Origin of the sequence: Chitinophaga terrae (ex Kim and Jung 2007) (assembly GCF_900107795.1) — a bacterium.
Classification (GTDB): domain Bacteria; phylum Bacteroidota; class Bacteroidia; order Chitinophagales; family Chitinophagaceae; genus Chitinophaga; species Chitinophaga terrae.
The window spans coordinates 42983-65558 of sequence record NZ_FNRL01000022.1; the positions used below are offsets into that span (position 1 = coordinate 42983).

The following is a 22576-nucleotide window of genomic DNA, read 5'->3' on the forward strand; positions in this document are numbered from 1 at the left end:
ATTTAAGCGTTTAGTTCAGTTCGGGCAGTAATTGTTCTATGCTGTTGCTGGCGTAGGCCGCACTGAACAGCGCTTTCCACGCAGCGTCGCGGGTCATTACAAGATCTGTTTCCGCGCGGTTCAGGACGAATAAGGCTGTGGTCACATCAATGATGTTGGTTAACCCGCCCCTGTACAACGCCATTTTCTGCCTGGCGGCTGCCTTGGCTGCGTTCAGTTGTAAAGGCAGTTCCTGCAGCTTTTCAGACGAAATCTTCAGATCCGTCAGCGATTGCTGCAACATGCCATCGAGATTTGTTTTGATGGTTTCCATTTGTCGCGCTGCGGTTTCAGACTGGTATTTTTGTACCGCCACTTTTTCCCTGGTCCGCTTCAGGTCTGCCAGGTTATAGGTGATACCCAAACCTAACAGGTAATTATACCTGCTATAGCCTAAACCACTCCACAGGTTTTTATCATAAACATCGTTGAAACTGCCGCTGGAACCGCGCATCCAACCTGCCGCCATAAGGTTTACCTTAGGCAGGGTAGATTTGCGGATGACTGCTTCCTTTGCCGTTTGTTGTTCGTAGATGGCGTTATAGTATTCCAGCATCGGGTGTTGTTGCTGAACGCTATCGCCCGGCTGATGCTGCAACAAGGCGATCAACCTGTCTGTATTGACTGTGTCAGGCCGGATGTTGGAGGTATCAAGTCCTGTGAGCACGGATAACTGTACTCTTACCTGTTCGTATTTGTTGTGGATGTCGAGCAGGTTTAACCGGGCCTTTGAAAGTTCTGCTGCCGCCACGGCGCTGTCTACTCCTGGTTTCAGACCATGCAGTACTATTGCTGTAACCGCCCGTACCACTGAAGCATTTCTTCTTACATTGTCTTCAGCGATCTGCTGTAATGCGTGATACTTCAACAATTCCAGGTATTGAGTGATAACGGATACCGTAAGTTGGTTGGCAAGGTTGTGCAGGTCGGATCTTGAAACCTGCAGCGCTTTGCTGGCTTCTGTTTGCTGGCTGCCATAGCCGCCAAAGTTATAGATCTCCCATTGCATGGCGGCCATAGCAATGTTGCCACTCATCAAAGAACTGTTGTTGGCGGCTCTTATACCGCCGGATGTAGAAGGGATCATTCCCATGGTGAAATAAGATCCGTAGATGCTGTTATCTGTACCTACGTCTACCTGTTCGTGAAGCCGGAGAGCCGGGTACCAGTTATGTTTTACGTCAGTAAGATTAGCTTCACCGGCTTTTACCTGCGATGCTTTAGCCCGGATAGCCGGGTAATGTTCCATGGTAAGCGCAATAGCCCGGTGCAGCGAAAAGCTATCCGCTGCTGATTGTGCGGAAGAAGATGTGTAGCATAACAGGCATAGCAAGGCACACAACTTCCCCGCGATAATATGTTTTATCATAAAATCGCCAGAAAAAATAAAATGAATTAAAAAAGATTATATGAGCGAAATGGCTGCTGGCGGGCCTCTCCAGCTTCGGAGCGCTACAGGAATGCTGAGATAAGGATTGAAGTAATAACCGTTCTGAACTTTATCAATTGCCTGAACGGAGTATGGAATTTCGGTAGTGAGCGGGATTAAACTCCTGTCATGATTGTAATAATCATTCAAGGCAACGGGCCTGCGTTTATGCCTTGTTAAAGTAGCTTTTAAACGAAGCGGTTTAATATGGGCATGTGCAGAGGCTGAATGATGTTGTTGCCGGAAGGCAGGAATTGATTGCTGAATAGAAATGCCCTCAGCATGCCATTGCGGCAATGCTAATACAACAACCAACAACAAAAGTATTTGCCTGAACAATTTCATCTATAGCTAAGATATTCAATACCTGGCGTTGTAAGATAATAGTCATAATTTTTTTAACCAAATTTTAATCCACGAACGGCATTGATAAACTGTTTAACTTACAATAAATCACCCTTTTTTAAGAATCGATAAACTGTTTATTATGGAAAAAAAGAAATTGGGAAAATCAGGGCTTTCTGTTGCCCCTCTTGCTTTTGGCGGTAATGTTTTTGGTTGGTCGGCAGATGAGGCCACTTCTTTTTCTTTATTGGATCAATTTGTGGATGCAGGTTTCGACCTCATAGATACCGCTAATGTATACTCGAAATGGGTTCCGGGCAATAAAGGCGGAGAATCGGAAACGATCATAGGTAAATGGCTGAAGAAAAGCGGGAAGCGCGATAAGATTGTAGTAGCTACGAAAGTAGGTGCGGATATGGGAGAAGGCATCAATGTAACAAAAGATTATATACTGAAAGAAGCTGAAGCTTCTTTGAAAAGACTGCAAACAGATTATATAGATCTTTATCAAACGCATTACGACAACGATGCTACGCCGGTTGAAGAAGCTTTATCCGCCTATGAGGAATTGGTGAAAGCAGGAAAAGTAAGAGTGATCGGCACATCGAATATGACGCCCAAAAGATTGGAAGAAAGCCTCAGGGCCAGTGCTGCACACAATTATCCAAAGTACGAAACGTTGCAGCCTGAATACAACCTTTACGACAGGGAAGGTTATGAAAAGAACTATGCAAAGATCTGCGAAGAGAATAACGTGAGCGTTATCACTTACTATTCGCTTGCCAGCGGGTTCCTGACCGGAAAATACAGAACCAGGGAAGATGCGGCTAAAAGCGCTGCCAGGGGCCAGGAAGCGCTCAGCTACCTGGATGACCGCGGCCTTCGTATCCTGGCAGCGTTAGATAAGGTAGCCGCCAGCCAGCAGGCTACATTGGGCGGCGTTGCTTTAGCATGGTTACTGACAAGACCTGCGGTAGCGGCTCCGATTGCCAGCGCTACCAACAGCAAACAGCTGGAGGAACTGATCAAAGGAGTACAGCTCCGGTTAAGCGCCGAAGAGGTGGCACTGCTGGACGAAGCCAGTGCATACTAATATTTTTGATATAGGTTAGATAAGAACAAAGGAGCGGAAAAGTATTCCGCTCCTTTGTTCTTTATAAGCAATTACAGGCGGAATTTAATCCCTGCATTTGCACCAAGACCTCCGATGTTGATGTAGGATTTAAGGTCGTTAGATGGCCTGTTTTCATCTTTATAGATCACCTTCGCCCCTTGCTGGTTGACAGGCGTGTTCGAGTTCTGATCAAGGATGGTTACGTACTCAGTATTTCTCTCTGCAACGCTGAGATCATTCAGGTTCCTGCGCGACAACTCCCTGATCGGGGTACCATTTGAGGCCACGAGGGTGTTCACTTCTTCGTAGCGGGTGATCTCTTTTGATTTGCTTCTTACAGGAACATTCCTGTATTCTGCTTCAACAAAAATGTCGAAACGGTCAGAGAGCATGAACGACACGCCTAACGCGCCCTGGAAGCCGATTGTAGCGTTGGGTTTAACTTCTTCTTTCCTGTTGATGGTGGTAAAGATCTGGGAACCCGGAGGCACCGGCAAGCCAGCAGGAACGGCAGATGTCTGTGAAGCATCCGTTTCAATATAAAGGCGACCCCACAACGGCACTACCACGCCAAAGCGAACATAAGGATTAATTTTCTCGTAACCCGGGCTCACGACCAGGCTGGGCGCAAAATCGACGGCATTAACATGACCGCGTGATTCAACATGTCCCAGTTGCGTAGTGGTGCCTGCAAGCAAGGTTTGTTGCCTTGTCATCAGGTTTTTCCGGCTGCTGAAATAATTGAATGTTCCTTCAACAGACAGGTATTTGTTGATATTGTAACCAAAGGTCAAACCGCCTCTTACTCCTTCCCCGTAGGAACCGGTCAATACCTTCCTGGAAATGGTATCGAGCGGGTGTGAAGGATTGGTCGGGTTATACTGGGTACGCAGATCCTGTGGCGGGTAAGGCCCTACATTCGGGAACTGTCCCGGGCTCACACTAAAGAAATAACCACCGGCAGCTTTCAGGTAAAATTTAGAATGCGGGCGGGAACTGCCATTGTTATCCTGGGCCTGTGACGAGAGTGTAGTTGCAGTCAACAACAAGGCAGCAACAAACAGGGTTAGATTTTTCATATGCGATGGTTTTGGTGTATTGAATCAATCTATTGAAAGTTAACAAATTAATAGCACATAACCATCACCATTACATCACAAAAATCAAGTATCATCAGAAGGCTTCCGCCAGTGAAAAATAAAACCCTTTCTGACGCGGCTCTCCTGCACGTTTTTCACCCACTGCATAGTCTAAACGAATAGTAAGCCTGGAACTTTCATCATAAAAATACCTGATACCAGCGCCGTAGCTGGGCTTGAACCCGGATAATCCGAAATCATGATTGGAGAACACGGAACCCGCGCCGCCAAACGCCGCCAGTGCAAATTTTGGTTTCAGGTCTATAAACCATAACCGTACTCTGAGTTTAGGATCAATAAGGTAACGATATTCTGCCTGGCCGGCCAGGTAATTCTGGTTACGGTATCTGCCCGTATAATAACCGCGCATCATCAGGTCGTTCCCCATTTCCGGCAGCAAATAGAACGGCAGTTCACTGCCCTGCAGGGTTTGAAACAGGCCATTCAGTCCCAGGGTGCTTTTGGGAGAAATTGAGATGAAATGCACTCCCTGCGCATCCAGTTTAAACAAAGGATGTTTGCTTAAAAAAGAAGGCGCGTAAGCTGCGTTCAATTTCAGCATCCAGCCTTTGCGCGTATAGTTTTCTTTATCCCTGTTATCGAAGATACCTGTCAATCCCAGGAAGGTTACGTATCCTCCTGCTTTGTCGACCAGCGAAAGGCTGTTATAAATGCCCTTATCATCTTTGCTGCTGTAAGTATCATGTTGGTAAAGAATGGAAGCGCCAACATAGAAGTGGCCGCCAACGAGTCTTTCAGCTTCCACCTGGGCTTTATACCTGGTATTGTTCAGCAGGGAGCGGTCGTTGTAATGGGTCTCGTCCCCGATGCCGAAAAAGTAAAGGGGAAAGTTATGATAGCGGAGATTGGATTTGATATGCCAGATGTTTCCACGGGTCCAGATGTTGGACTTCAGGTCTATTTTAAACTGATTTTCTGTAGTGATCGCAGGAATGAGATTGATGGTAGAATTCCTCGTAGCACGGTCGGGATTCTTGTTGTCTGTATAAAACGAGTAGAGCATGGCTACCCCGATCTCCAGCCCTTTTTCCTGGGAGTAACCTAAAACGGGTAATGGAAAAAAACTTTTCCTGCGGAGCCAGGCGGTATCTGTTAAAGAAGATGGAGCGGATGAAGTATCGCGGACAATGAACTGACCCTGGGCGCTGACTGCAAACAACAGGAATAAGACTATGATATGGAGGTTTTTACACATAGGGTGCAAATGTAAAGAAATACGAATTACGAAGCTCAGGCAAAATAAATTACCTGTTCAGGCGTTCGCAATTCGTATATCCTTATCTGTCAGAATGCCCCAGGCTTTTATCGGGGCAAACCAGGTCCCTGACCAATTGCTTTAATGCTTTTATTTCGGGGAAATGTCCTGATTCGCGGCGGTCGAATATCACTTCTTCTCCCAGCCTGATAATGTATGTGCCGCCGGTTTCGCTGGGCTGTAATGTAACGCCGCCCAACTCACCGGTAAACGTGGTAAGCAGTTCCTGCGCCATATAGGCAGCCCGGAGCAGCCATCCACATTTTGGGCAGTATTCTATGGAAATAACAGGTTTCATTGGCATACCTTGTTTATTAAAAACTTATTTTGTTGCAACTAATCGACGACCCGATAACGATGATATTGCTATGAACACTCCTGTTACCAGCAATACGCTTCCCGCGATGAACGGGGCGCCCGGGAAATAGCTGCAAGTGCACGGCAGCTACCATCGCTCCCACAAACATAAGCGAATAACCTACTTCTTTTTCTGACCATCTAGATTTTTCTATGGTATAAAAATTCCATGTCAACTGCACCGCATAACCTGCCATGTATGTCAGTACCAAAGCTACAATTAATCCTGAAATCACGGGGTTTTACGCTGATGCAACTAAAAACCCAGGGGGTAGGCTGTTTCCAGTCGAACGTTCTCTTGTTTTCCCGTAACAGCGATCCAGGCAAAATAAAATAACATGATAAATTGATTGATGGCTTAAGCGGCCATTAACCAGCCTGCATAACGCAAGGAATCACGTAATCCCTGACCGGTCAGTTCTTGATCAACCGGGGCATTACAGGTATGATAATTCCAAAGCCCACCACATCTATTAAGTCGTCTCTTTTCACAGTCATAAGAAAAAAATAATTTCGCGAAAGATACGATCCTAATTGATGATTTATAATCAGATATACCAACAAAATAAGTCCTGTTACCTACTTTTTTACCAATGCTGTTTTGAATCATCCTATATTATTTCTATTTTTAACCAATGTTAGGGTGATATACCCCATAACTTTCGCTCTTTTCTCAGCCAACATTAAGACACATTATGCTGCAGGCCAGTCCTCTGAAGAATTGCCTCATAATCCCCTTTCTTTTCCACTTGCTGGCACCAGCGATTGCACAGCAGGCGAAGGATTCGTTAGAATTATCACTTGTACAGCATAGCCCAAAAGACACAACCAGGATCAATACGCTCAATTCGCTTTCCAGGAACTATTTCATGAAAGACCCGGTAAAAGCGGCCGCGTATGCCAACGAAGCTTTAAAGATCAGTGATAGTCTCCATTTTATTAAAGGTAAAATATGGGCATTACGCAATTTGGCTTTGGTAGAAAACGCCAAAGGAAATCTTGATCAACAAATGCAATTGACATTATCATCGCTGCGCCTGGCCGAAACCCAGGGAGATGATTATGTACTCGGTGTTCTCAATAACGATATAGGGAATATTTTCACAGAACTGAACAGCCCGAGGGAGGCTCTTCCTTATTTACATAAAGCGTTAAAAATACGCCAGAAAAGTAATGAGCGTCCCGAAATCGGAAAAACGTTAAACAACATCGGCTCCGCCTATATCGCTTTGCGGGTGCTGGATTCGGCATTACTATTTTTAGAAAAAGCGGAAAAGATCAAACTGGAACTGAAAGACCATAAAAGTCTTGCTTATACATACGAGAACCTGGGCATTGTATCCATGCTGCAACAGAAATTGGGAGCAGCCCTTCGTTATCATACCCTTTCGCTCAAATACTACCAGGAGGCACAGAATCTTTCAGGTATTGCCAAAGCCAGCATGAACCTGGCAGAAGTACAGATCTTTCATGGCAACCTTAAAGAAGCCGCCCGCAACCTCGCGCTGGCAGACAGCTGCAATGCTACTTTGCAAAATGCGAAGAACGAAATGATCTATTACAAGGTCAAATATGAGCTGGATTCTGCCCGTAAAGACTTTGCTTCAGCTTTCGACAGCTATAAGGAATTCAGTACCCGGAGCTTCGATTATTTCAGCGCTGAAAAAGGGAGACTCATTTCCAAAAGCCAGGAAAAGTATGAAGCGGAGAAAAAACAACGGGAGAATATTATGCTGAAAAAGGAACAGCATATGCACCTGGCCACCATACAGCAACAGAAGGTGCTGGTGTTATCTGCCGTCGCTCTGTTCCTTGCCCTGCTGCTGATCACCGTAATGGTTTACCGCCTGTATAAAAAACAACAGGAACTCTACCTGCAACTGAATAACAAGAACCGGGAAGTATCGTTACAGAACCAGATCATCCTGGAGCAGAACAACACACTGGAAAGCCTGAACCAGGTGAAAGACAAGATATTCAGCGTCATCTCGCACGACCTCAGGTCGCCGCTCGCCATCCTTGAAGGCTTGCTCTTCCTGCTGAAAGATGAAAAGATAGATGCCTCGCAGTTTAACAAGTATACAGATGAACTCTGGAGAGATGTGAAGAACACGGCCTATATGATGGATAATATGCTGCAGTGGGCCAGTAACCAGATGAAAGGAATTCGTGTGAAACCGGACGACTTTGATCTGACCCACCTGCTCAACAGGGAATTTGAATTGCTGGAAACCCTGGCAAAGCAGAAGGATATCAACCTGTATCACAAGTTTGATGAGTGCATTATGGTGTATGCCGATCCCGATATGATCCAGCTGGTATTGAGGAACCTGATCAATAATGCGATCAAATTCACCCAGGCGGGTGGCGAAATATCTGTAACCGCGACCGTTCAGAAATACCGGGTGGAAGTTGTGGTCCAGGACAATGGAATGGGTATTCCGGTTGAAAGCCAGCATCGCATCTTCTCCAATATCTACTATTCTACCAATGGTACAAAAAATGAAAAAGGCTGTGGCCTGGGCTTGAACCTCTCGAAGGATTTCATAGAAAGAAATCATGGACAGATCTGGTTTGAAAGCACCCCGGGTAAAGGAAGCCGTTTTTCGTTCACCATACCCGTTGCGGACGAGCCAGACCAGGGCCCCCGTCCCTATTCTACCATGATCGTACAAGATCACCCGGTTACCGGCGTACAGATCTTAAGAAGATAGATCCAGCGGGTAGCTGGTAGTGTATTTCACAGGTGTCATCACAAATGAACTATGAACCTGGGCAATATTTTCTACGGCTGCCAGTTTATTTGTAAGGAAATATTGATAGCTCTTCATATCTGCCACTGCAACTTTCAGCATATAATCGTATGTTCCTGCCAGGTGGTAACATTCCATTACTTCTTCCATTTTCCTGATGGCCGTTTCAAATTGCCGTATCAGCTTTTGGGAATGCAGCTGGAGCGATACATTGCAGAACACTGTCAGGGCCTTGCCTATTTTTTCTGCGTCCAGCAAAGTCACATATTGCCGTATCACACCCGATCTTTCTATCTTCTTCAGCCGCTCATAGGTAGGCGTTACCGACAAACCGATCTTATGGGCAATTTCCTTGGTGTTCAGCCTTGCATCGTCCTGCAATGCCCGCAGGATCTTCATATCTGTCAAATCAAAAGTTTCCATAAAGTAATTTTTTTCTGAATACCAACTGCAATATGCAGAAAATAGCAAAATTGAACTACTAATATTTAAAAAACAGTATTCTTTTACCAAATAAACTTACATCAAAGTTTTATTAGCTTATTAAATTTTACATTCGCAGTATCATACACCTGTAAACAACGCTTATGAATGACTTTACATTATCTGCGGCTGATGCTGTGGAAATGAATAACCTGTTATCCGACTGTGAACGTTTTACGACCAGCTTCCTGGGATACCCGGTGGCAAAAGATTTTGATTATTCTCCCCTCTTTCCTTTCCTGCAATATCCATTGAACAACCTGGGAGATCCCTATATTTCTTCTACCTACGCTGTAGGAAGCCGGGAAATGGAGAAATATGTGATCAGCTTCTTCGCAGATCTTTTCAGGGCAGAACCGGATAACTACTGGGGCTATGTTACCAACGGCGGTTCGGAAGGAAACCTGTACGGGTTGTACCTCGCAAGGGAGATCTATCCGAAAGGCATGGTCTATTATTCTGAGTCCACCCATTATAGCGTTCAAAAGAACATACATCTTTTAAACCTGCCCGGTATCATTATTAAATGCCAGGAAAACGGGGAAATGGATTATGACGACCTGGAAGAAGCAATCAGGCCAAACCGGCACTTGCCGGTGATCATCCTGGCCAACATTGGCACCACTATGACAGAGGCCAGGGACAATGTTTCAGAGATCAAAGCGATACTCAGGAAACTGGCTATACGGCATCATTATATCCATGCGGATGGTGCGTTATCCGGCAGTTATGCAGCCTTCCTGGACCCTCGCCCGGCTTTTGATTTTGCCGACGGAGTGGACAGCATTGCCATCAGCGGGCATAAATTTATCGGCAGTCCTATACCCTGTGGCGTGGTATTGGCCAAGAAGACGCATCGCGACAGGATAGCCAGGTCTGTGGCTTACATAGGAACGCTAGATACTACCATTACCGGTTCCAGGAATGGGCATAGTCCTTTGTTCCTTTGGTATGCGCTGAAAAGTATGGGAATAACCGGTTTGAAGATGAGGGCGGAAAACAGCCTGGCAACCGCAGCTTATGCGGTGGAACGCCTGAACGAAACCGGGATTGCCGCCTGGCGGAATCCCAATGCGATCACGGTGGTATTTCCCGCGCCTTCCGCTGTGTGTTGCAGGCAGTTCCAGCTGGCGGCAGAAAATGGCATCTCGCATATTATCTGCATGCCGGGGATAGGAAAAAGCCAAATAGACCGGTTTGTGGCTGCACTGCAACAGGAAGCGGCAGTTCCTGCATAAACATCTTTAATTACCGATACCTTCTGCAATGGCTAATATCTCCGTGTTCAATGCACGGCGTATCAGCCGTTCTGTTTCTTTGTCGGCCAGCGGCATCAATAACTGCACTTTAAACTGTACAAAATCTTTTTTTATTTCTATGGTTTTAAGGGAGAAGCTATTGGGATCGTAGCTTTTAGCGTAGGCAGCGATGGCGTTCCTGAGCCGCTCTTCCACGCCGGTAATGGTAATGGGATGTTTATGATCAAGTTCAAATTCCAGGCTTAGTTTCCTGATATTCTGCTTGGATTGGTTGACTACCACAGCTGCAAAGATCACGGAATTAGGAATGATGACGATCTCGTCGTCTTCGTTCTGTATCACAACGTTGATGAGGGTTATATCCATGATCTTGCCTTTGTTGTCTCCCACCCTGATATGATCGCCCAGCGAAAGCTGGTCGGAGAACATGATGATGAGGCCATTGATCATATTAGTGATATAATCTTTGGTGAGCAGGGCCAGGGCTGCGGCAACGATGGTGATGCTGGTAACGAACTTCAGCGGATCAACGCCGAAGAAAAAGGTAATGGCCAGCAGGAAGAAGATGGTATTAAAAACGGCGGTGATGCGCGTCAGTCCCAATACAAAATTGTCTTTTTCTATAGGTTTTATTTTGTGCCTCCTGGTATACCAGGAAAGGATCACCAGCCAGGCCAGGGAGATGATGAGGTTGGCGCCAAGGAAAAAAGAGAGGGCATTTGTCAGTTTAAACAGCCATACGAGTTTATCGTAAACGGCAGGATGTTCGAGGTTAAAGTAAACAATCGCCAGGTACAGTACCAATTTAATCAGGAATATGATCCGTTCTTTTCTATGCGTATGTTTATAGGTTTTATCGGTTACCATCATAACAAGTAATCACAGTCTCTTTGCTGCGAAGGTACAAACTTGGATGAGGTTTGGAAAACCTTATTTCATTTTATCGAGGATATCCTCCCAGATGATACGGGCAATTTGCTCCGCTTCAACGATGCGGATATTGCCTTCCAGCGAATCAGTATGATCGGCTGTAAAAGAGGAAGAATGTGGTTGGTATTCTTCCAGCACATATTCCCTCACGTCCGGTACCACCTGAAAAGCTGTTTCAAGTGCTGTCTTATCTATCGTAATGATCAAACCATAGGGCTTCCCATCAATGATCACAGTTATGCTGTGCGTTTCCATAAAAAATCGATTTGAATTACGGATTACGATAAAAGTTAATTACAAATTTATTTTCAACTGTCTACCGTAACCCGTAAATTCTGCCAATTCAATGTCAGGCCGTTGCAGCAGATTTTCTGCGGGCCGTTGTTTTTTTCCTGGATGCAGACTTTTTAGTTGCAGCCTTCCTGGTAGCGGTTTTACGGGTACCAGCTTTAGCTGTGGATTTCCGGCCACCTGATTTGGCTGTGGATTTCCTTGCTGATGTTTTTCCTGAAGTCGTTTTTTTGGAAGCGGCTTTCTTTGCTGTTGATTTCTTTGCTGTAGCTTTCTTGGCAGTGGATTTCTTTGAAGCGGCAGCTTTTTTAGGCGCTGCTTTTTTTGCGGAGCTGCGTTTGGAAGAACTTCTTCCGGAGGAGGATTTACGATCTGGAACTTTGTCGCCTTCTTCACGGGCCTCAGATAAACCAATAGCAACTGCTTGTTTTGGATTGGTTACCTTTTTCCCGCTCCTGCCGCTTTTCAACTTGCCTTCTTTCATTTCTCGCATCACTTTTTCTACTTTCTTCTGTGAGGCGTTTGAATACTTTGCCATGACAAAAAATTTAGATGGGTTAAAAAAAGAATAACACTTGTGAGAAAACAAATTGCAAGCCATTGAGAATCCATTTATTCCAATGTTAGAAATCGGGGTGCTATGTGTGTATTTTTCTATGGATTGTGGAATGAATTGCCCCTATAGTTAGGAATCAATACATCTATACTGTTGTATACTGGCAAAAACAGCGGTGGCATGTTCCTTGATCGCAGTATACAGAGTTTACTTAACCTACTATCACTATTAAAACTACAATTATGGAAGACATGAGATTTAATCAGGCATCTACTGTTGCCACGCATGACAAAAGCAATGAGCCGAAAAAGCACAGTAAACGTGGATTTGCCTCAATGGATCCTGAGCAACAACGTGCGATTTCGAGGGAAGGAGGACGTGCAGCCCATCAACAAGGTGTGGCCCATAAATTCACATCTGAAGAAGCTCGTGCCGCTGGTAGAAAAGGTGGTATAGCAGTTAGCCGCAATCGTGAACATATGGCTGCAATTGGAAGAAAAGGCGGCACAAACCGTGGCAAAAAGAAAAATGCTATGGCCAACGCTAGTAACGAAGGTAATGGTCAACTATAACTTATTATTTCCGGACGTTGGAACAGCGTCATAAATGCCAGGTAGTATAAAGACTCTTAAATTACCAGGAAATTAACGCTGTTCCAACCACCCGGAAATAAACTTTTACACCCCATCCATTGCTTTGCAACCCCATTTTCCTGCTAACCCATTTCTGTTTTCTTTCTTTTTTCTCCTGTTTTAAAACCTGTCTGATACTATATTTGCATGTGAATCAAGTATCGTCAAATGATTTTGGAATCTGATATCAGGATAGGTAATTATGTGTCGTATTTCGACTACAATATGGAGGAAACAGCGTTTACGGTGGAAGGCATCCTCGACGGGTATGTTTACAACTCCGGTTTGCCCTTAAGTAAATTGTCGCTGGAGAAAACTAACCCGGTGATACTTGACCTGTTCCTGCTCAGGAAATTTGGATTTATTAAGGGAGAAAAGGAATATGGTGAAGACGAAAACGTCTACTCCCTCAAATACAACCGTTTACACAGCGTTCATATCAGGTATGAAAATGAAGTTTTTCAGCCTATGGCAGATGCACCCGGGGGATTGGTTCCTTTCGGCAGGCCTATCGTGCATGTACACCAGCTTCAAAATCTTTTTCACGCTATCACCAGGGATGAACTGACCTTATACGAATAATACCCTTTATTTTCTTTTTTCAGGTTTGAACAACACTTTGCCGTCACGCTCAATCAGCCAGGCTGTTACCGGGTTCAGATGATAGCCCCCCATATCGCTGCCTCTCGCATCGATCAACTGTTTCATAAAAGGCTGCCTGTAACCTGTATCATCCACAGCGCGACTCATTATTTCGGCGGGGTTCCCGTCCCAGCGCCACAGATACCTGAAAAAGGTATGGGCCTTGTCCAGCACCGGTTCTTGTAAAACAGCGTTGTTCCAATGTTTGCCCCCATCTGTGGAAATTTCAACTCTGTCTATCTTGCCTCTTCCGCTCCAGGCAATGCCTCTTATTTCAATCCAACCTTTTTCCACCTCCTGGGGGTAACTGGGATAGGTGATAATCGACCTGGCGTCCATATCAAAACTAAATTGCCTGATCTTATGATCCTTAATCGTTTCCGTGTACTTGGAGGTTTCTTCCCTGGTCATAAATGGCTGGTCTGATACTTCTATTCTCCTGATCCATTTTATATTCATATTGCCTTCCCAACCCGGCAGGAACAAGCGCGCAGGATATCCCTGTTCCGGCCTTATGGCCTCTCCGTTCTGTGCATAGGCGATCATGGCATCCTTCCAGCCTTTTTCCATAGGAATGCTTCTTGTCATCACCGCTGCATCGCTGCCTTCAGCCAGGAACCAGGTAGCTTTGGGACTGGCCCCTACTTCCCTGAAAAGGGTAGATAACATCACTCCTGTCCATTCACTCTGACTGGTAAGTCCGCAGATCTCCTGGGGCGTCATTGTCTCTTTGCCTGTTCTGAAATTGCCGGAGCATTCTATAAAGGCGATACGGGAAAGAGCGGGAAATCTTTTAAGATCTTTCAGGGTGAAAACTGTTGGTCGTTCTACCATCCCGTGGATCAGCAGTTCATATTTCTGTGGATCTATTAGCGGAACGCCTGCGTGGCTCCTCTCAAAATGCAGATCCGATGGCGTGATGATCCCGTAAAGGTCCTGCAGCGGGGTTCTGCCGGAGATCTCCGAAGCTTTTTTAATTGGTTGTTCGAACGGTGACCGGGTACCCAGCTTTCCCGGCACGGCGCCCTGCACTTTTGTAGGATCAGGAATTACGCCTGTCTTTACCGGGTCCGGCACTTTCACTCCGCCCATCAAAGCGGTAGTGGCAGATAATGCCGCCGCTTTCAGCATTGCCCGGCGGGGGATCTTCTTATCGTTCTTTTCTTCCATGCTGTTCATTTTACTTCGTTGCCTCCTTTCCTGTCGTCGTTTACATAATACTGCTTTGCCGGCATTACAATGCGGGGCAGCGACCGGGCATCGATCACCGTTGTACTGTCGATGATCTTATTGCTGCAAAGCAGGAAAGCGGTAAGATGGTAAACTTCTTCATTGGTCAGGGAGCCTGGCGCATTAAAGGGCATAGCCCGGCGTATATAGTCGAAGATGGTGGTTGCATAAGGCCAGTAGTTGCCAATGGTTTTTGCCTTCACAGTATCGCCAAAAGCGGCCACCAGCCGGTTAGGCGTAGGCTCCGCTCCCGTAGGCCCGTGACATGATGCACATTTAGCCTGGAAGATCGACCTGCCGGCAGCGAAATTTCCGCTGCCGGCAGGTAATCCCGCTCCGTCGGGCCTGATGGAGATGTTCTGCGAATCAATTTCAGCCTGCGAGGCTGGCCTGCCAAATCCAAACCTGGCGGGAGTATCAGGGGTGTGACAAGCATACAGCAACAATCCCCAAACGAGGGCCCGGGACGATATTCCTTTCATAGCTGTTCTTAGTATTTTCCTGCCTGCAGCTGGCTTGGCGACAGGGCGTAAGGTTTTTCTACCCTGTCCAGCACCACGTATAAGCTGTTCTTATTTTCATCTTCACCGGTGAGTATTACATGCGAGCCATCAGTGGTTTCATATTTCACTATGAAACGTTTCCTTATCTCGCCTACCGGCGCTTTTGCATATTCCCTGGTTCTCCTGGCCGAATAGGCTAAAGGATCTATCTTATAAACCTCATCGCCTATATTCTTCCTGGCAGCTGCAGGAATCCAATCCTGCTTTTGTATAGCCGTTTCGCGGGCCGCCGCTTTTTCGGCCGCCTCGTCTGCAGAGGCGCCGCCATCACCGCCTACACCGGCCGTCCGGTTCCTCCTGTCGGGCACCGGTTTAAATTTATCTTCCAGGTATAAAACCTTATTCACTTCATCAGCATAATAATGGAAAGCCCGCTGGCCGCCTGCCAGGCCGGTAAGTTCAAACGTCCTGTTCACGTCCCGCTGCGGGTCGCCGCCCCCATTGGAAAGATCCAGCGGATGAGGTTTGTTAACCCTGAATGTAAGTGTAGACCAATTCTCAAACGTCACCTCCTGCCACCGCACAGAATCTAACGGCGAGTAAGGGATAGTAACCCCGTTCAACCGGAAGGTAGTAACTGCATAGTTGCCTCTGAGTGTCTTGACTCCCGCTACTGACGGTTGTTTATACGGATCATACAGGAAGTTGATCAATTGAAGATAGAACAAGACTCCCAGGAACAGGAAGAGGGTCAGCGATTTAAGCCCTACTCTTGCATACTTCAGCCAACTGCCGGATAGATCAGGATAGTAGTTAACAGGCGTTACATCCTGTTCACCCACCAATAATTTCCAAACCTTGGGGATATCGTTCACCAGCAGCAAAGCGGCCAGCAACACAAAATAACTGCTGTAAACGTGTACGCCACCGTCATAGGCGAAGTTCACATAAACAATATCTCCCAGTGCGCCCAGCAACAGGATCGCCCCGAGGGTCGTTGTTTTACGGAAGAATAACAAGGTGCCTGCCGCTACTTCCACCACTCCTGCAAATACCTGGTACCAGGGCACTATTCCGATAGATAACCAGTATATCTTTTGCGCGGTCAGATCGCCAAAGTTGGTATTCAGGATGCCAAGCGAAGGATAAGGCATCTGGACAGGCAGCAACTTGGTGAATCCGAAACCGATGATACCGATCCCCGCACGGTAACGCACCACTACCCGCAGCCAATACCAGGCATTGTAGTATTCGGTCCTGGGCTTGCGGCGTAAATAAACTATCGCTGTCCAGACCAGGCCGCCCGCTGTCGCCACCAGCAAAGTGGTGATCCAGTTGGCATACCCCAGCAGGGTACTGCCAAATATAGAGTTGCCAAGGAAGTTGATACCCGAGCCGAAGCGGGCGATATCATATAAGTCGCGGTAATTCAGCTTCAGCCAGTTAAGTTCTATCAATTGCTGATACCATGCCCCGGTATTGGGAATGGATATCGCGATAAAGAAGATAAAGGCTATACGAAACAGGATCAACTGGTAGGGCTTCCATGCGGGAAGCGGGTTAAGCCCGGATGGTTGACCGGAAACATGATTGACGGATGTTTCCCTTAACAGTGGTTCATCAATAACATGTGCCATCTTAAATATTTTTAGAGTTTGATTTTGCGGTTCCTGCTCTTGCCACGCGCTTCTTCCAGCAAATAAACCTTTGCCGTTTTTGTTAATACGATGTTGAGGCTGTCGTTAGCCACCACGCCGGATAAAAGGATCGTCGCCGTATCCGGGCGTGTAAACGTAACAGTGAAACTGTCGGCCTGTGCGCCAGGATACCTGTTTACCAGGTGCAAAAGGTTGTTTGCGCTATCGATCGTATAACTGTAGTAGTGACGGTAGTTGGTGCCTTCGATCTCATACAGCCTGTTACGAGGATCGCTGTTTACAATATGTTCTTTGTTGCCATACAAGGGAGCGGGTTGATTGGTCAGGATACTGATCGTGTTCCATTCTTCAAACACTACATTTCTCCAACGTACCGAATCGGTAAGCGAATACGCAAGCGTATCGCCATTCCTCACGAAGTTGGAGACATTGTATAACCCTTTTGCGCCCTGCAACCCCTTTGCAGTTGGGTATTGGTAAGGATCATACTTCGCCCCGGCGCCTGTTTTAATACCATAGGCCAATACAAACACCAGCACAAAAGCGCCTTTCAGCGCCAGCCTCAGGTACCTGTTATGATAAACTGGTTTGAAAGTGGCTGCTTTAGCTGGCTTTTGAAGGATGATGAGAGTAATGATCCGCTGAAGATCAGCGCTTAGAATTACAAAACCGTAACTGATCAATAAGAGGCTGTAAACCACTTCGCCGCCTTCGTAGGCAACGTTCGACACGAAAATATTTCCCATATAGATGAGGAATATAAAGGCGGCTATGCTGGCTGTTTTCCTGTACAGTAGCAAGCCGGCCAGTATGATCTCCACTAATCCCAGGAAGAGTTCATACGAGGGAACAATACCCAGGCTGAGAGAAAATAGTTTCCACCTGTCGAAATACCCGTAGGGCGTATTCAGGCTGCTGATCGTAGGGTATGGCGACTGTAACCCGTACAGCTTGAGGAAGCCATAGGTCAGTAATGCCAGGGCCAGGCGGTATCTTAATACCACCTTCAGCCAGTAATAAAGTTTGTCGTACCCCGCATCAGAGTACCGGTCCCTGGATTTCCAGATCGCGGCGCCTGCCAGGGCAATGATCAGCAGAATTCCCCAATCAAGGAAGGTGGCGGGGCCGCTTCCAAACCTGGTTGTATAGTTGGCCAGGTTGAAAAGATCCTGGTAGGTAGGATGCAGCAACGCCCCGGAAAACAGGGTCTGATAAAATTTCCAGTCCAGCGGTAGCGCCTGGAGGAGGAAATAGATAAATACTATTCTGAATACTACTTTTTGAGCAGATGTCCAGCTGTTTTGATCACTCATAGTAGAAGAATTAAAAGCATTAAAATATTATTCGTATCCCGGGTTCTGTTTCAGGTTGCCATTGGCAAGGGCTATTTCGTTTGCCGGAATCGGGAAAAGGTACAAGCGTGTATCCGTCAGGTTTAGTACCGCTCCTGCCCTTTTGGTCCTTACCAGGTCGAACCAGCGATGCGGTTCAAAAGCGAATTCCACCCTGCGTTCGTTCTCTATGGCCAGCAACACGGCTTCTTTGCTGTCGGCTGTTGTTGGCTGCAGGCCGGCCCGGTCGCGAATGGCGTCCAGGTCTTTTTTGGCGTCTTCAGTCTTTCCCTGTTGCGCCAGTGCTTCTGCGCGGATCAGGTAAACCTCGGCAATGCGGATCACATAAGTTGGATCTACAGCCGGGCTGCTGCGGTAGTAAAGATTGCCATACCATAAGCCTGCGGAAGTTTTAGCCACCAGGGCATTCCTGTTGCCGCCTATCAGCGGGTCGTTCACCAGGGCAACGAACGCATCTGAAGGCGCCCATTGACGGGTGCCGCTGTTGACAGGCGGTTGCCAGGAGTTGCGATGGGAGTTCGGATAGGTAGCGCTATACGAAAGTTCAAATACCGATTCTTTCGTTGCTACCGCGCTGGCAGGGCTAAAAAAGGCGCTGTACGGGCGTTGCAAGACGTAGTTACTTTTATCTGCCAGTACTTTACCGGCGTAGGCAACCGCCTGCGCCCAGTCGCCCTGGTACAGGTAGTAGCGGGCTTTCAGCGCCCATACCGTTTCCTGGTTAGCTCTTACAGGATTTGCAGAGGCAGGAGGTATAAGCAATGAATCCGCAGCATTCAGGTCATTTAACACCTGTGCATATACTTCGGCCTGGGAGCTGTTTTTCAGGTCGCTTTTATCTGATGCGCTCTGGGTAGGCGTTAACGTTATCTGTACATTTCCCCAGACCCTTGCCAGGTCGAAATAACACAAAGCCCTGATAAAATAGGCTTCCCCTACTATCTGCCTGCGTTCTGCCGTTGTGAAAGTAGCATCCTGCACGCCGGGCACTTTGGCAATAATATGGTTGGCTGCATTCACTGTGGCATAAATAGCGCTCCATACGCTTTGCAGGTTGCCGTTATCTGCATTGATCTTGTGGGTAATGAACTGCTGGATCACAGACTGTGAGCCTGTCCATTGTACATTGTCTCCCGGCAGGTAGCCAAAGGTCTGGAACAATGTTCCATAATAATTATCGGCTGCCAGCTTCCTGTAAACTCCTCTCAGGGCAGTATTGGCAGAAGTTTTATCTATAATTGTCTGCTCATCGGAAACAGCATCCCTGGGCTGTACATCCAGGAATTTGCTGCACGACAGGCCAAAGCTGATCAACCAGGCAACCAGTAAATATTTCAAGTATTTCATAATTAATTCGTTTTGCGGTTAGAGGGTTACATTTACTCCAAACTGAACGCTGCGGGGCTGCGGCGGTGTTCCAAGATCCAGTCCCTGTACGGTTTGCAGCCCGGTAACATTCGACTCCGGATCCAAACCTGTATACTTCGTCAGCAACCACAGGTTACTACCGATGAAGTATACACGAAGCTGCTGGATCTTCCATCTTTCAGTAATGGATTTAGGAATAGTATATCCCAGGGTGAGCGATTTTAAACGCAGGAACGAACCATCTTCCAGGAACCTGCTGTTCTGGTCTATGGTGTAATTCAGGCCATAAGCTGTAAGCCGTGGAACATCTGTCTGATCGCCCGGCTTCTGCCACCTGTTGAGCTGATCGGCAAACAGTACCCGGTTGGCGTCTCTTGTTCCTCCTCCTTCTCCAAAAAATTTATTCAGGTTATACACTTCATTGCCATACTGGAACGAGAAAAACACGCTCAGATCGAACCCGTTCCAGGTAACGGTATTACTTAAACCGCCGTAGAAATCAGGCATGGCATTGCCCATTACCTGGCGGGCAGATACAGGCAATTTGCCGTCTTTTGCTCCCTCGAATATTACATCTCCCGTATTAGGGTCTACGCCCAGTTGCTTGTACAGCCAGAAAGAATACATGGGCGATCCTTCCTGCATAATGATCCAATCACGGTTGTATTGATAGATGGGAGAAGGCAGTTTTTCAATTTTGTTCTTGTTGCCTGCGATATTGAAACTGGTTGTCCAGGTAAGATTGCGGGTAGATATATTAGTGGTGTTGATACCGATCTCGTATCCCTTGTTGCTGATCTCGCCGGCGTTGCTATAGTAAGAGCTGAAGCCTGTAACGCCCGCTTTCGGCAGCTGCAGCAGGAGGTTGCTGGTATATTTGCTATAGATATCGGCAGTCAGGTTCACCCGTCCTTTAAAGAGGCCGAGGTCTACGCCGAAGTTGGTCTGGCTGGTCCTCTCCCATTGCAGGTTCTGGTTAGGAAGCTGTAGCGGCGTGGTACCCGGCTGATCGCCGCTGCTGTTGTCAGGATATCCTGAACCACCCGACCACAGACCTTTTGCTGCAAAGTTGCTGATGCCGGATTGGTTGCCTGTAACGCCATAGCTTAAACGAAGTTTCAGGTCGCTTATCCCTTTCACCTCTTTCAGGAAATTCTCTTCCTTCAATCGCCAGGAACCGCTGACAGACGGGAAATAGCCCCATTTAACATTATCCCCGAATTTGGAGGACCCGTCGGCTCTCAGGCTGGCTTCGAAGTAGTATTTGCCTGCATAGTTATAATCGATCCTGGAGAAGAAAGAAGCCAGGTTGTTCCTTGTCCAGGTTTGAGATGAAGTACGTGTAGCCGCAGACGATATCAACTTGTAGGCGTTGTTTGGGAAACCTGATCCCTGCGCTGCTGTAAGCGTTTCGGTATTGCTTTGCAAGGTATTCCCGATCAACACGCCGAGGAAATGTTTTGTGGCCAGTTGTTTCCGCCAGGTGAGCGTTTGTTCGTTGATCCAACTGGTGCTTTGAGTGATGGCAGAAGTGGCCAGGCCGTTGGTACTTCCACCTCCAAGTTGGGTAAGGTTGTTCCAGTATTCGGATTCGTTATAGTTGTTGTAATCGATGCTGATCTGGCTATGAAATTTAAGGTCCGGCAATACCTCCGCGTCCAGGAATAAATTGCCGATGTAGCGCAGGCTGGTAGTGTGTACATCGTAGTTGTCTATCAGCACCTGCACGTTATCGAAACCTGCCCACCTGGCCGGAGTGCCGTCGGCATTTGTTTCAGGCAGGTAAGTTGGCGTGTGGAGGGCCGCCTGGAGCAAACCTCCCTGGGGGCCGTCGCCCGCCCTTCCCTGCGCTCTGAAGCTGCGGGAAAAACTGTTGCTGGAACCGATGGTGATACGGTCGTTGATGCGCTGATCCAGGTTCAGTTTGAAGCTGGCCCTTTCGAAGCCGATAGGCTTCAGGATAGCCTGTTGTTTGGAGTAACCGCCACCGAAATAATAGCGGGTATCTTTATTTCCGCCGGCCAGCGAGAGGTTATAATTCTGCAAGGGCGCTGTTCTGAAGATCTCGTTTAACCTGTCGTAGGTTTTCTGTTCGGAAGGCAGTCCCCTTGGCGCGGGCTGGGCGTTGGGCTGGTCTGCGAGCGCCCTGAAAGGCAGTACGCTGTATTTCTTGATGCCTGCCTGATCGCCCTGTTTCTGTGCGTCGGCTAGCGAATTCGCATAAAATTCGTTGATCAGCTCCGCATGCTGAGGACCGGTTGTAAGGTCCCAGAGTTTGGGCGCCCAGGCGGCGCCTGCGGAAACATCCAGGTTCAGTTTAGCTTTCGCATTGTATTTACCCCTGCGGGTAGTAACGATCACTACGCCATTAGCGCCCCTGGACCCGTAAATGGCGGTAGCGCTGGCATCTTTCAGGACTTCAATATTCTCGATATCAGCCGGGTTCAGATCGGCCAGCGGAGAAGTGGAACGTCCGCCGGTATTCACTGTTTGCAGGCTGCTGTTATTGATAAATACGCCGTCGATAATATACAGGGGATCATTATCGGCGTTGATAGAACTGGTTCCTCTTACCCTTACGAATACGCCGTCGCCAGGTACGCCGGTATTGGAATTGATCTGTACGCCGGCTGCGCGGCCCTGCAGTTGGGCGTCGAAGCTGGCAACGGGGGCTGTCACCACTTCGCTTCCTTTAATGGAGGCAATGGCGCTGGTAAGGTCCCGGCGTTTCTGGGTGCCGTAACCAACCACTACCACATCGTTCAGTTGGGTGTTCAGTTCTTCCAGCACGATATTCCCCGTATGCGCTTTATCGGCGTAGAACTCTTTCAATTTATAGCCTAAGGCCGAGATCTGGTAGATGACCGGAACTTTTTGGCCGGTTAGAAAGGCAAATTCGCCGTTTGCCCCTGTCTGTACTTCGTGTGTTGTTCCTTTAATGTGTACAAGTGCGCCGCTGATAGGTTGTTGAGTTTTCGCATCAATCAATCTTCCTGATAAGGAGATATTGTTTTGAACAACGGCTTTGCGTGAAGGTGCAATAGTATCGGCCTGGGAGGGCGATTGCAGATTTTGAGCCCATGCAGATGCCGATAGCAGCAGCCCATAGCTGCATGCAATAGCAATTTTCATTATCTTTACTTTGGTATGAAAAAAATGAGGCCGGTGTCCTGCATAGGCAGGTCACTGATAATTGTCCAAACAGCCTTGTTTACCTGCC

20 protein-coding genes are annotated in these 22576 nt (G+C 47.3%); 5 read left to right on the forward strand and 15 right to left on the reverse strand.

The window, feature by feature from the left end; all coding sequences use genetic code 11:
- Positions 1-10: 10 nt before the first annotated feature.
- Both BLV62_RS20355 and BLV62_RS20360 read right to left on the reverse strand, forming a co-directional pair.
- Entirely contained in the window at positions 11-1408 is a 1398-nt protein-coding gene (locus BLV62_RS20355) for a TolC family protein (protein ID WP_089763768.1), read from the reverse strand.
- A gap of 36 nt (positions 1409-1444) precedes the next feature.
- Positions 1445-1813, reverse strand: coding sequence for a hypothetical protein (locus BLV62_RS20360; protein WP_089763769.1), 369 nt, complete (start codon positions 1811-1813; stop codon positions 1445-1447).
- A 142-nt stretch (positions 1814-1955) separates the two neighbouring features.
- On the opposite strand from BLV62_RS20360, the gene BLV62_RS20365 reads away from it, so the two are divergent.
- Positions 1956-2906 (forward strand): aldo/keto reductase, encoded by a 951-nt coding sequence (locus BLV62_RS20365; protein WP_089763770.1) that lies wholly within the window; start codon positions 1956-1958, stop codon positions 2904-2906.
- 71 nt (positions 2907-2977) lie between these two features.
- Here BLV62_RS20365 and BLV62_RS20370 read toward each other — a convergent pair whose 3' ends face one another.
- From BLV62_RS20370 to BLV62_RS20380, 3 genes are all read right to left on the reverse strand, one after another.
- Entirely contained in the window at positions 2978-4006 is a 1029-nt protein-coding gene (locus BLV62_RS20370; protein WP_089763771.1) for an outer membrane beta-barrel protein, read from the reverse strand.
- 94 nt (positions 4007-4100) lie between these two features.
- On the reverse strand, positions 4101-5282 hold the full coding sequence (locus BLV62_RS20375) for a BamA/TamA family outer membrane protein (RefSeq protein WP_089763772.1): 1182 nt from the start codon (positions 5280-5282) through the stop codon (positions 4101-4103).
- 82 nt (positions 5283-5364) lie between these two features.
- Positions 5365-5640, reverse strand: a complete 276-nt coding sequence (locus BLV62_RS20380) for an Rdx family protein (protein WP_089763773.1) — start codon at positions 5638-5640, stop codon at positions 5365-5367.
- A gap of 808 nt (positions 5641-6448) precedes the next feature.
- Between BLV62_RS20380 and BLV62_RS20390 the strand changes: the two genes are divergently transcribed.
- Positions 6449-8413, forward strand: a complete 1965-nt coding sequence (locus tag BLV62_RS20390) for a tetratricopeptide repeat-containing sensor histidine kinase (protein WP_168927924.1) — start codon at positions 6449-6451, stop codon at positions 8411-8413.
- Here BLV62_RS20390 and BLV62_RS20395 read toward each other — a convergent pair.
- Complete coding sequence (locus BLV62_RS20395; protein WP_089763776.1) at positions 8402-8875, reverse strand: Lrp/AsnC family transcriptional regulator; 474 nt, start codon at positions 8873-8875, stop codon at positions 8402-8404. The genes BLV62_RS20390 and BLV62_RS20395 overlap by 12 nt on opposite strands.
- Positions 8876-9039: 164 nt before the next feature.
- Between BLV62_RS20395 and BLV62_RS20400 the strand changes: the two genes are divergently transcribed.
- On the forward strand, positions 9040-10173 hold the full coding sequence (locus tag BLV62_RS20400) for a histidine decarboxylase (RefSeq protein WP_089763777.1): 1134 nt from the start codon (positions 9040-9042) through the stop codon (positions 10171-10173).
- Between the two features lie 6 nt (positions 10174-10179).
- Here the strand turns inward: BLV62_RS20400 and BLV62_RS20405 are convergent, their stop codons facing one another.
- From BLV62_RS20405 to BLV62_RS20415, 3 genes are all read right to left on the reverse strand, one after another.
- Positions 10180-11064, reverse strand: coding sequence for a mechanosensitive ion channel family protein (locus tag BLV62_RS20405; RefSeq protein WP_089763778.1), 885 nt, complete (start codon positions 11062-11064; stop codon positions 10180-10182).
- A gap of 60 nt (positions 11065-11124) precedes the next feature.
- Positions 11125-11379, reverse strand: a complete 255-nt coding sequence (locus tag BLV62_RS20410; protein WP_089763779.1) for a hypothetical protein — start codon at positions 11377-11379, stop codon at positions 11125-11127.
- Between the two features lie 94 nt (positions 11380-11473).
- Complete coding sequence (locus BLV62_RS20415; protein WP_211117887.1) at positions 11474-11953, reverse strand: DUF6496 domain-containing protein; 480 nt, start codon at positions 11951-11953, stop codon at positions 11474-11476.
- 260 nt (positions 11954-12213) lie between these two features.
- Between BLV62_RS20415 and BLV62_RS20420 the strand changes: the two genes are divergently transcribed.
- Positions 12214-12543: a KGG domain-containing protein gene (locus tag BLV62_RS20420; protein WP_211117885.1), complete on the forward strand. Its 330-nt coding sequence runs from the start codon at positions 12214-12216 to the stop codon at positions 12541-12543.
- Positions 12544-12771: 228 nt separating this feature from the next.
- Positions 12772-13185 (forward strand): hypothetical protein, encoded by a 414-nt coding sequence (locus BLV62_RS20425; protein ID WP_089763780.1) that lies wholly within the window; start codon positions 12772-12774, stop codon positions 13183-13185.
- 6 nt (positions 13186-13191) lie between these two features.
- Here the strand turns inward: BLV62_RS20425 and soxC are convergent, their stop codons facing one another.
- The 6 genes from soxC to BLV62_RS20455 are packed head-to-tail and all read right to left on the reverse strand — an operon-like array spanning position 13192 to position 22488.
- On the reverse strand, positions 13192-14415 hold the full coding sequence (soxC, locus tag BLV62_RS20430; protein WP_211117878.1) for a sulfite dehydrogenase: 1224 nt from the start codon (positions 14413-14415) through the stop codon (positions 13192-13194).
- Positions 14416-14420: 5 nt separating this feature from the next.
- Entirely contained in the window at positions 14421-14957 is a 537-nt protein-coding gene (locus tag BLV62_RS20435) for a c-type cytochrome (RefSeq protein ID WP_089763783.1), read from the reverse strand.
- 8 nt (positions 14958-14965) lie between these two features.
- The gene (locus BLV62_RS20440; RefSeq protein ID WP_211117875.1) at positions 14966-16615 is read right to left on the reverse strand and encodes a hypothetical protein; all 1650 of its coding nucleotides are present in this window, start codon (positions 16613-16615) and stop codon (positions 14966-14968) included.
- A gap of 11 nt (positions 16616-16626) precedes the next feature.
- Positions 16627-17949, reverse strand: coding sequence for a hypothetical protein (locus BLV62_RS20445; protein ID WP_089763785.1), 1323 nt, complete (start codon positions 17947-17949; stop codon positions 16627-16629).
- 27 nt (positions 17950-17976) lie between these two features.
- A complete protein-coding gene (locus tag BLV62_RS20450) occupies positions 17977-19335 on the reverse strand; it encodes a RagB/SusD family nutrient uptake outer membrane protein (RefSeq protein ID WP_089763786.1) in 1359 nt (452 codons plus the stop codon).
- A gap of 18 nt (positions 19336-19353) precedes the next feature.
- Positions 19354-22488, reverse strand: a complete 3135-nt coding sequence (locus BLV62_RS20455; protein WP_089763788.1) for a SusC/RagA family TonB-linked outer membrane protein — start codon at positions 22486-22488, stop codon at positions 19354-19356.
- Positions 22489-22576 lie beyond the last annotated feature (88 nt).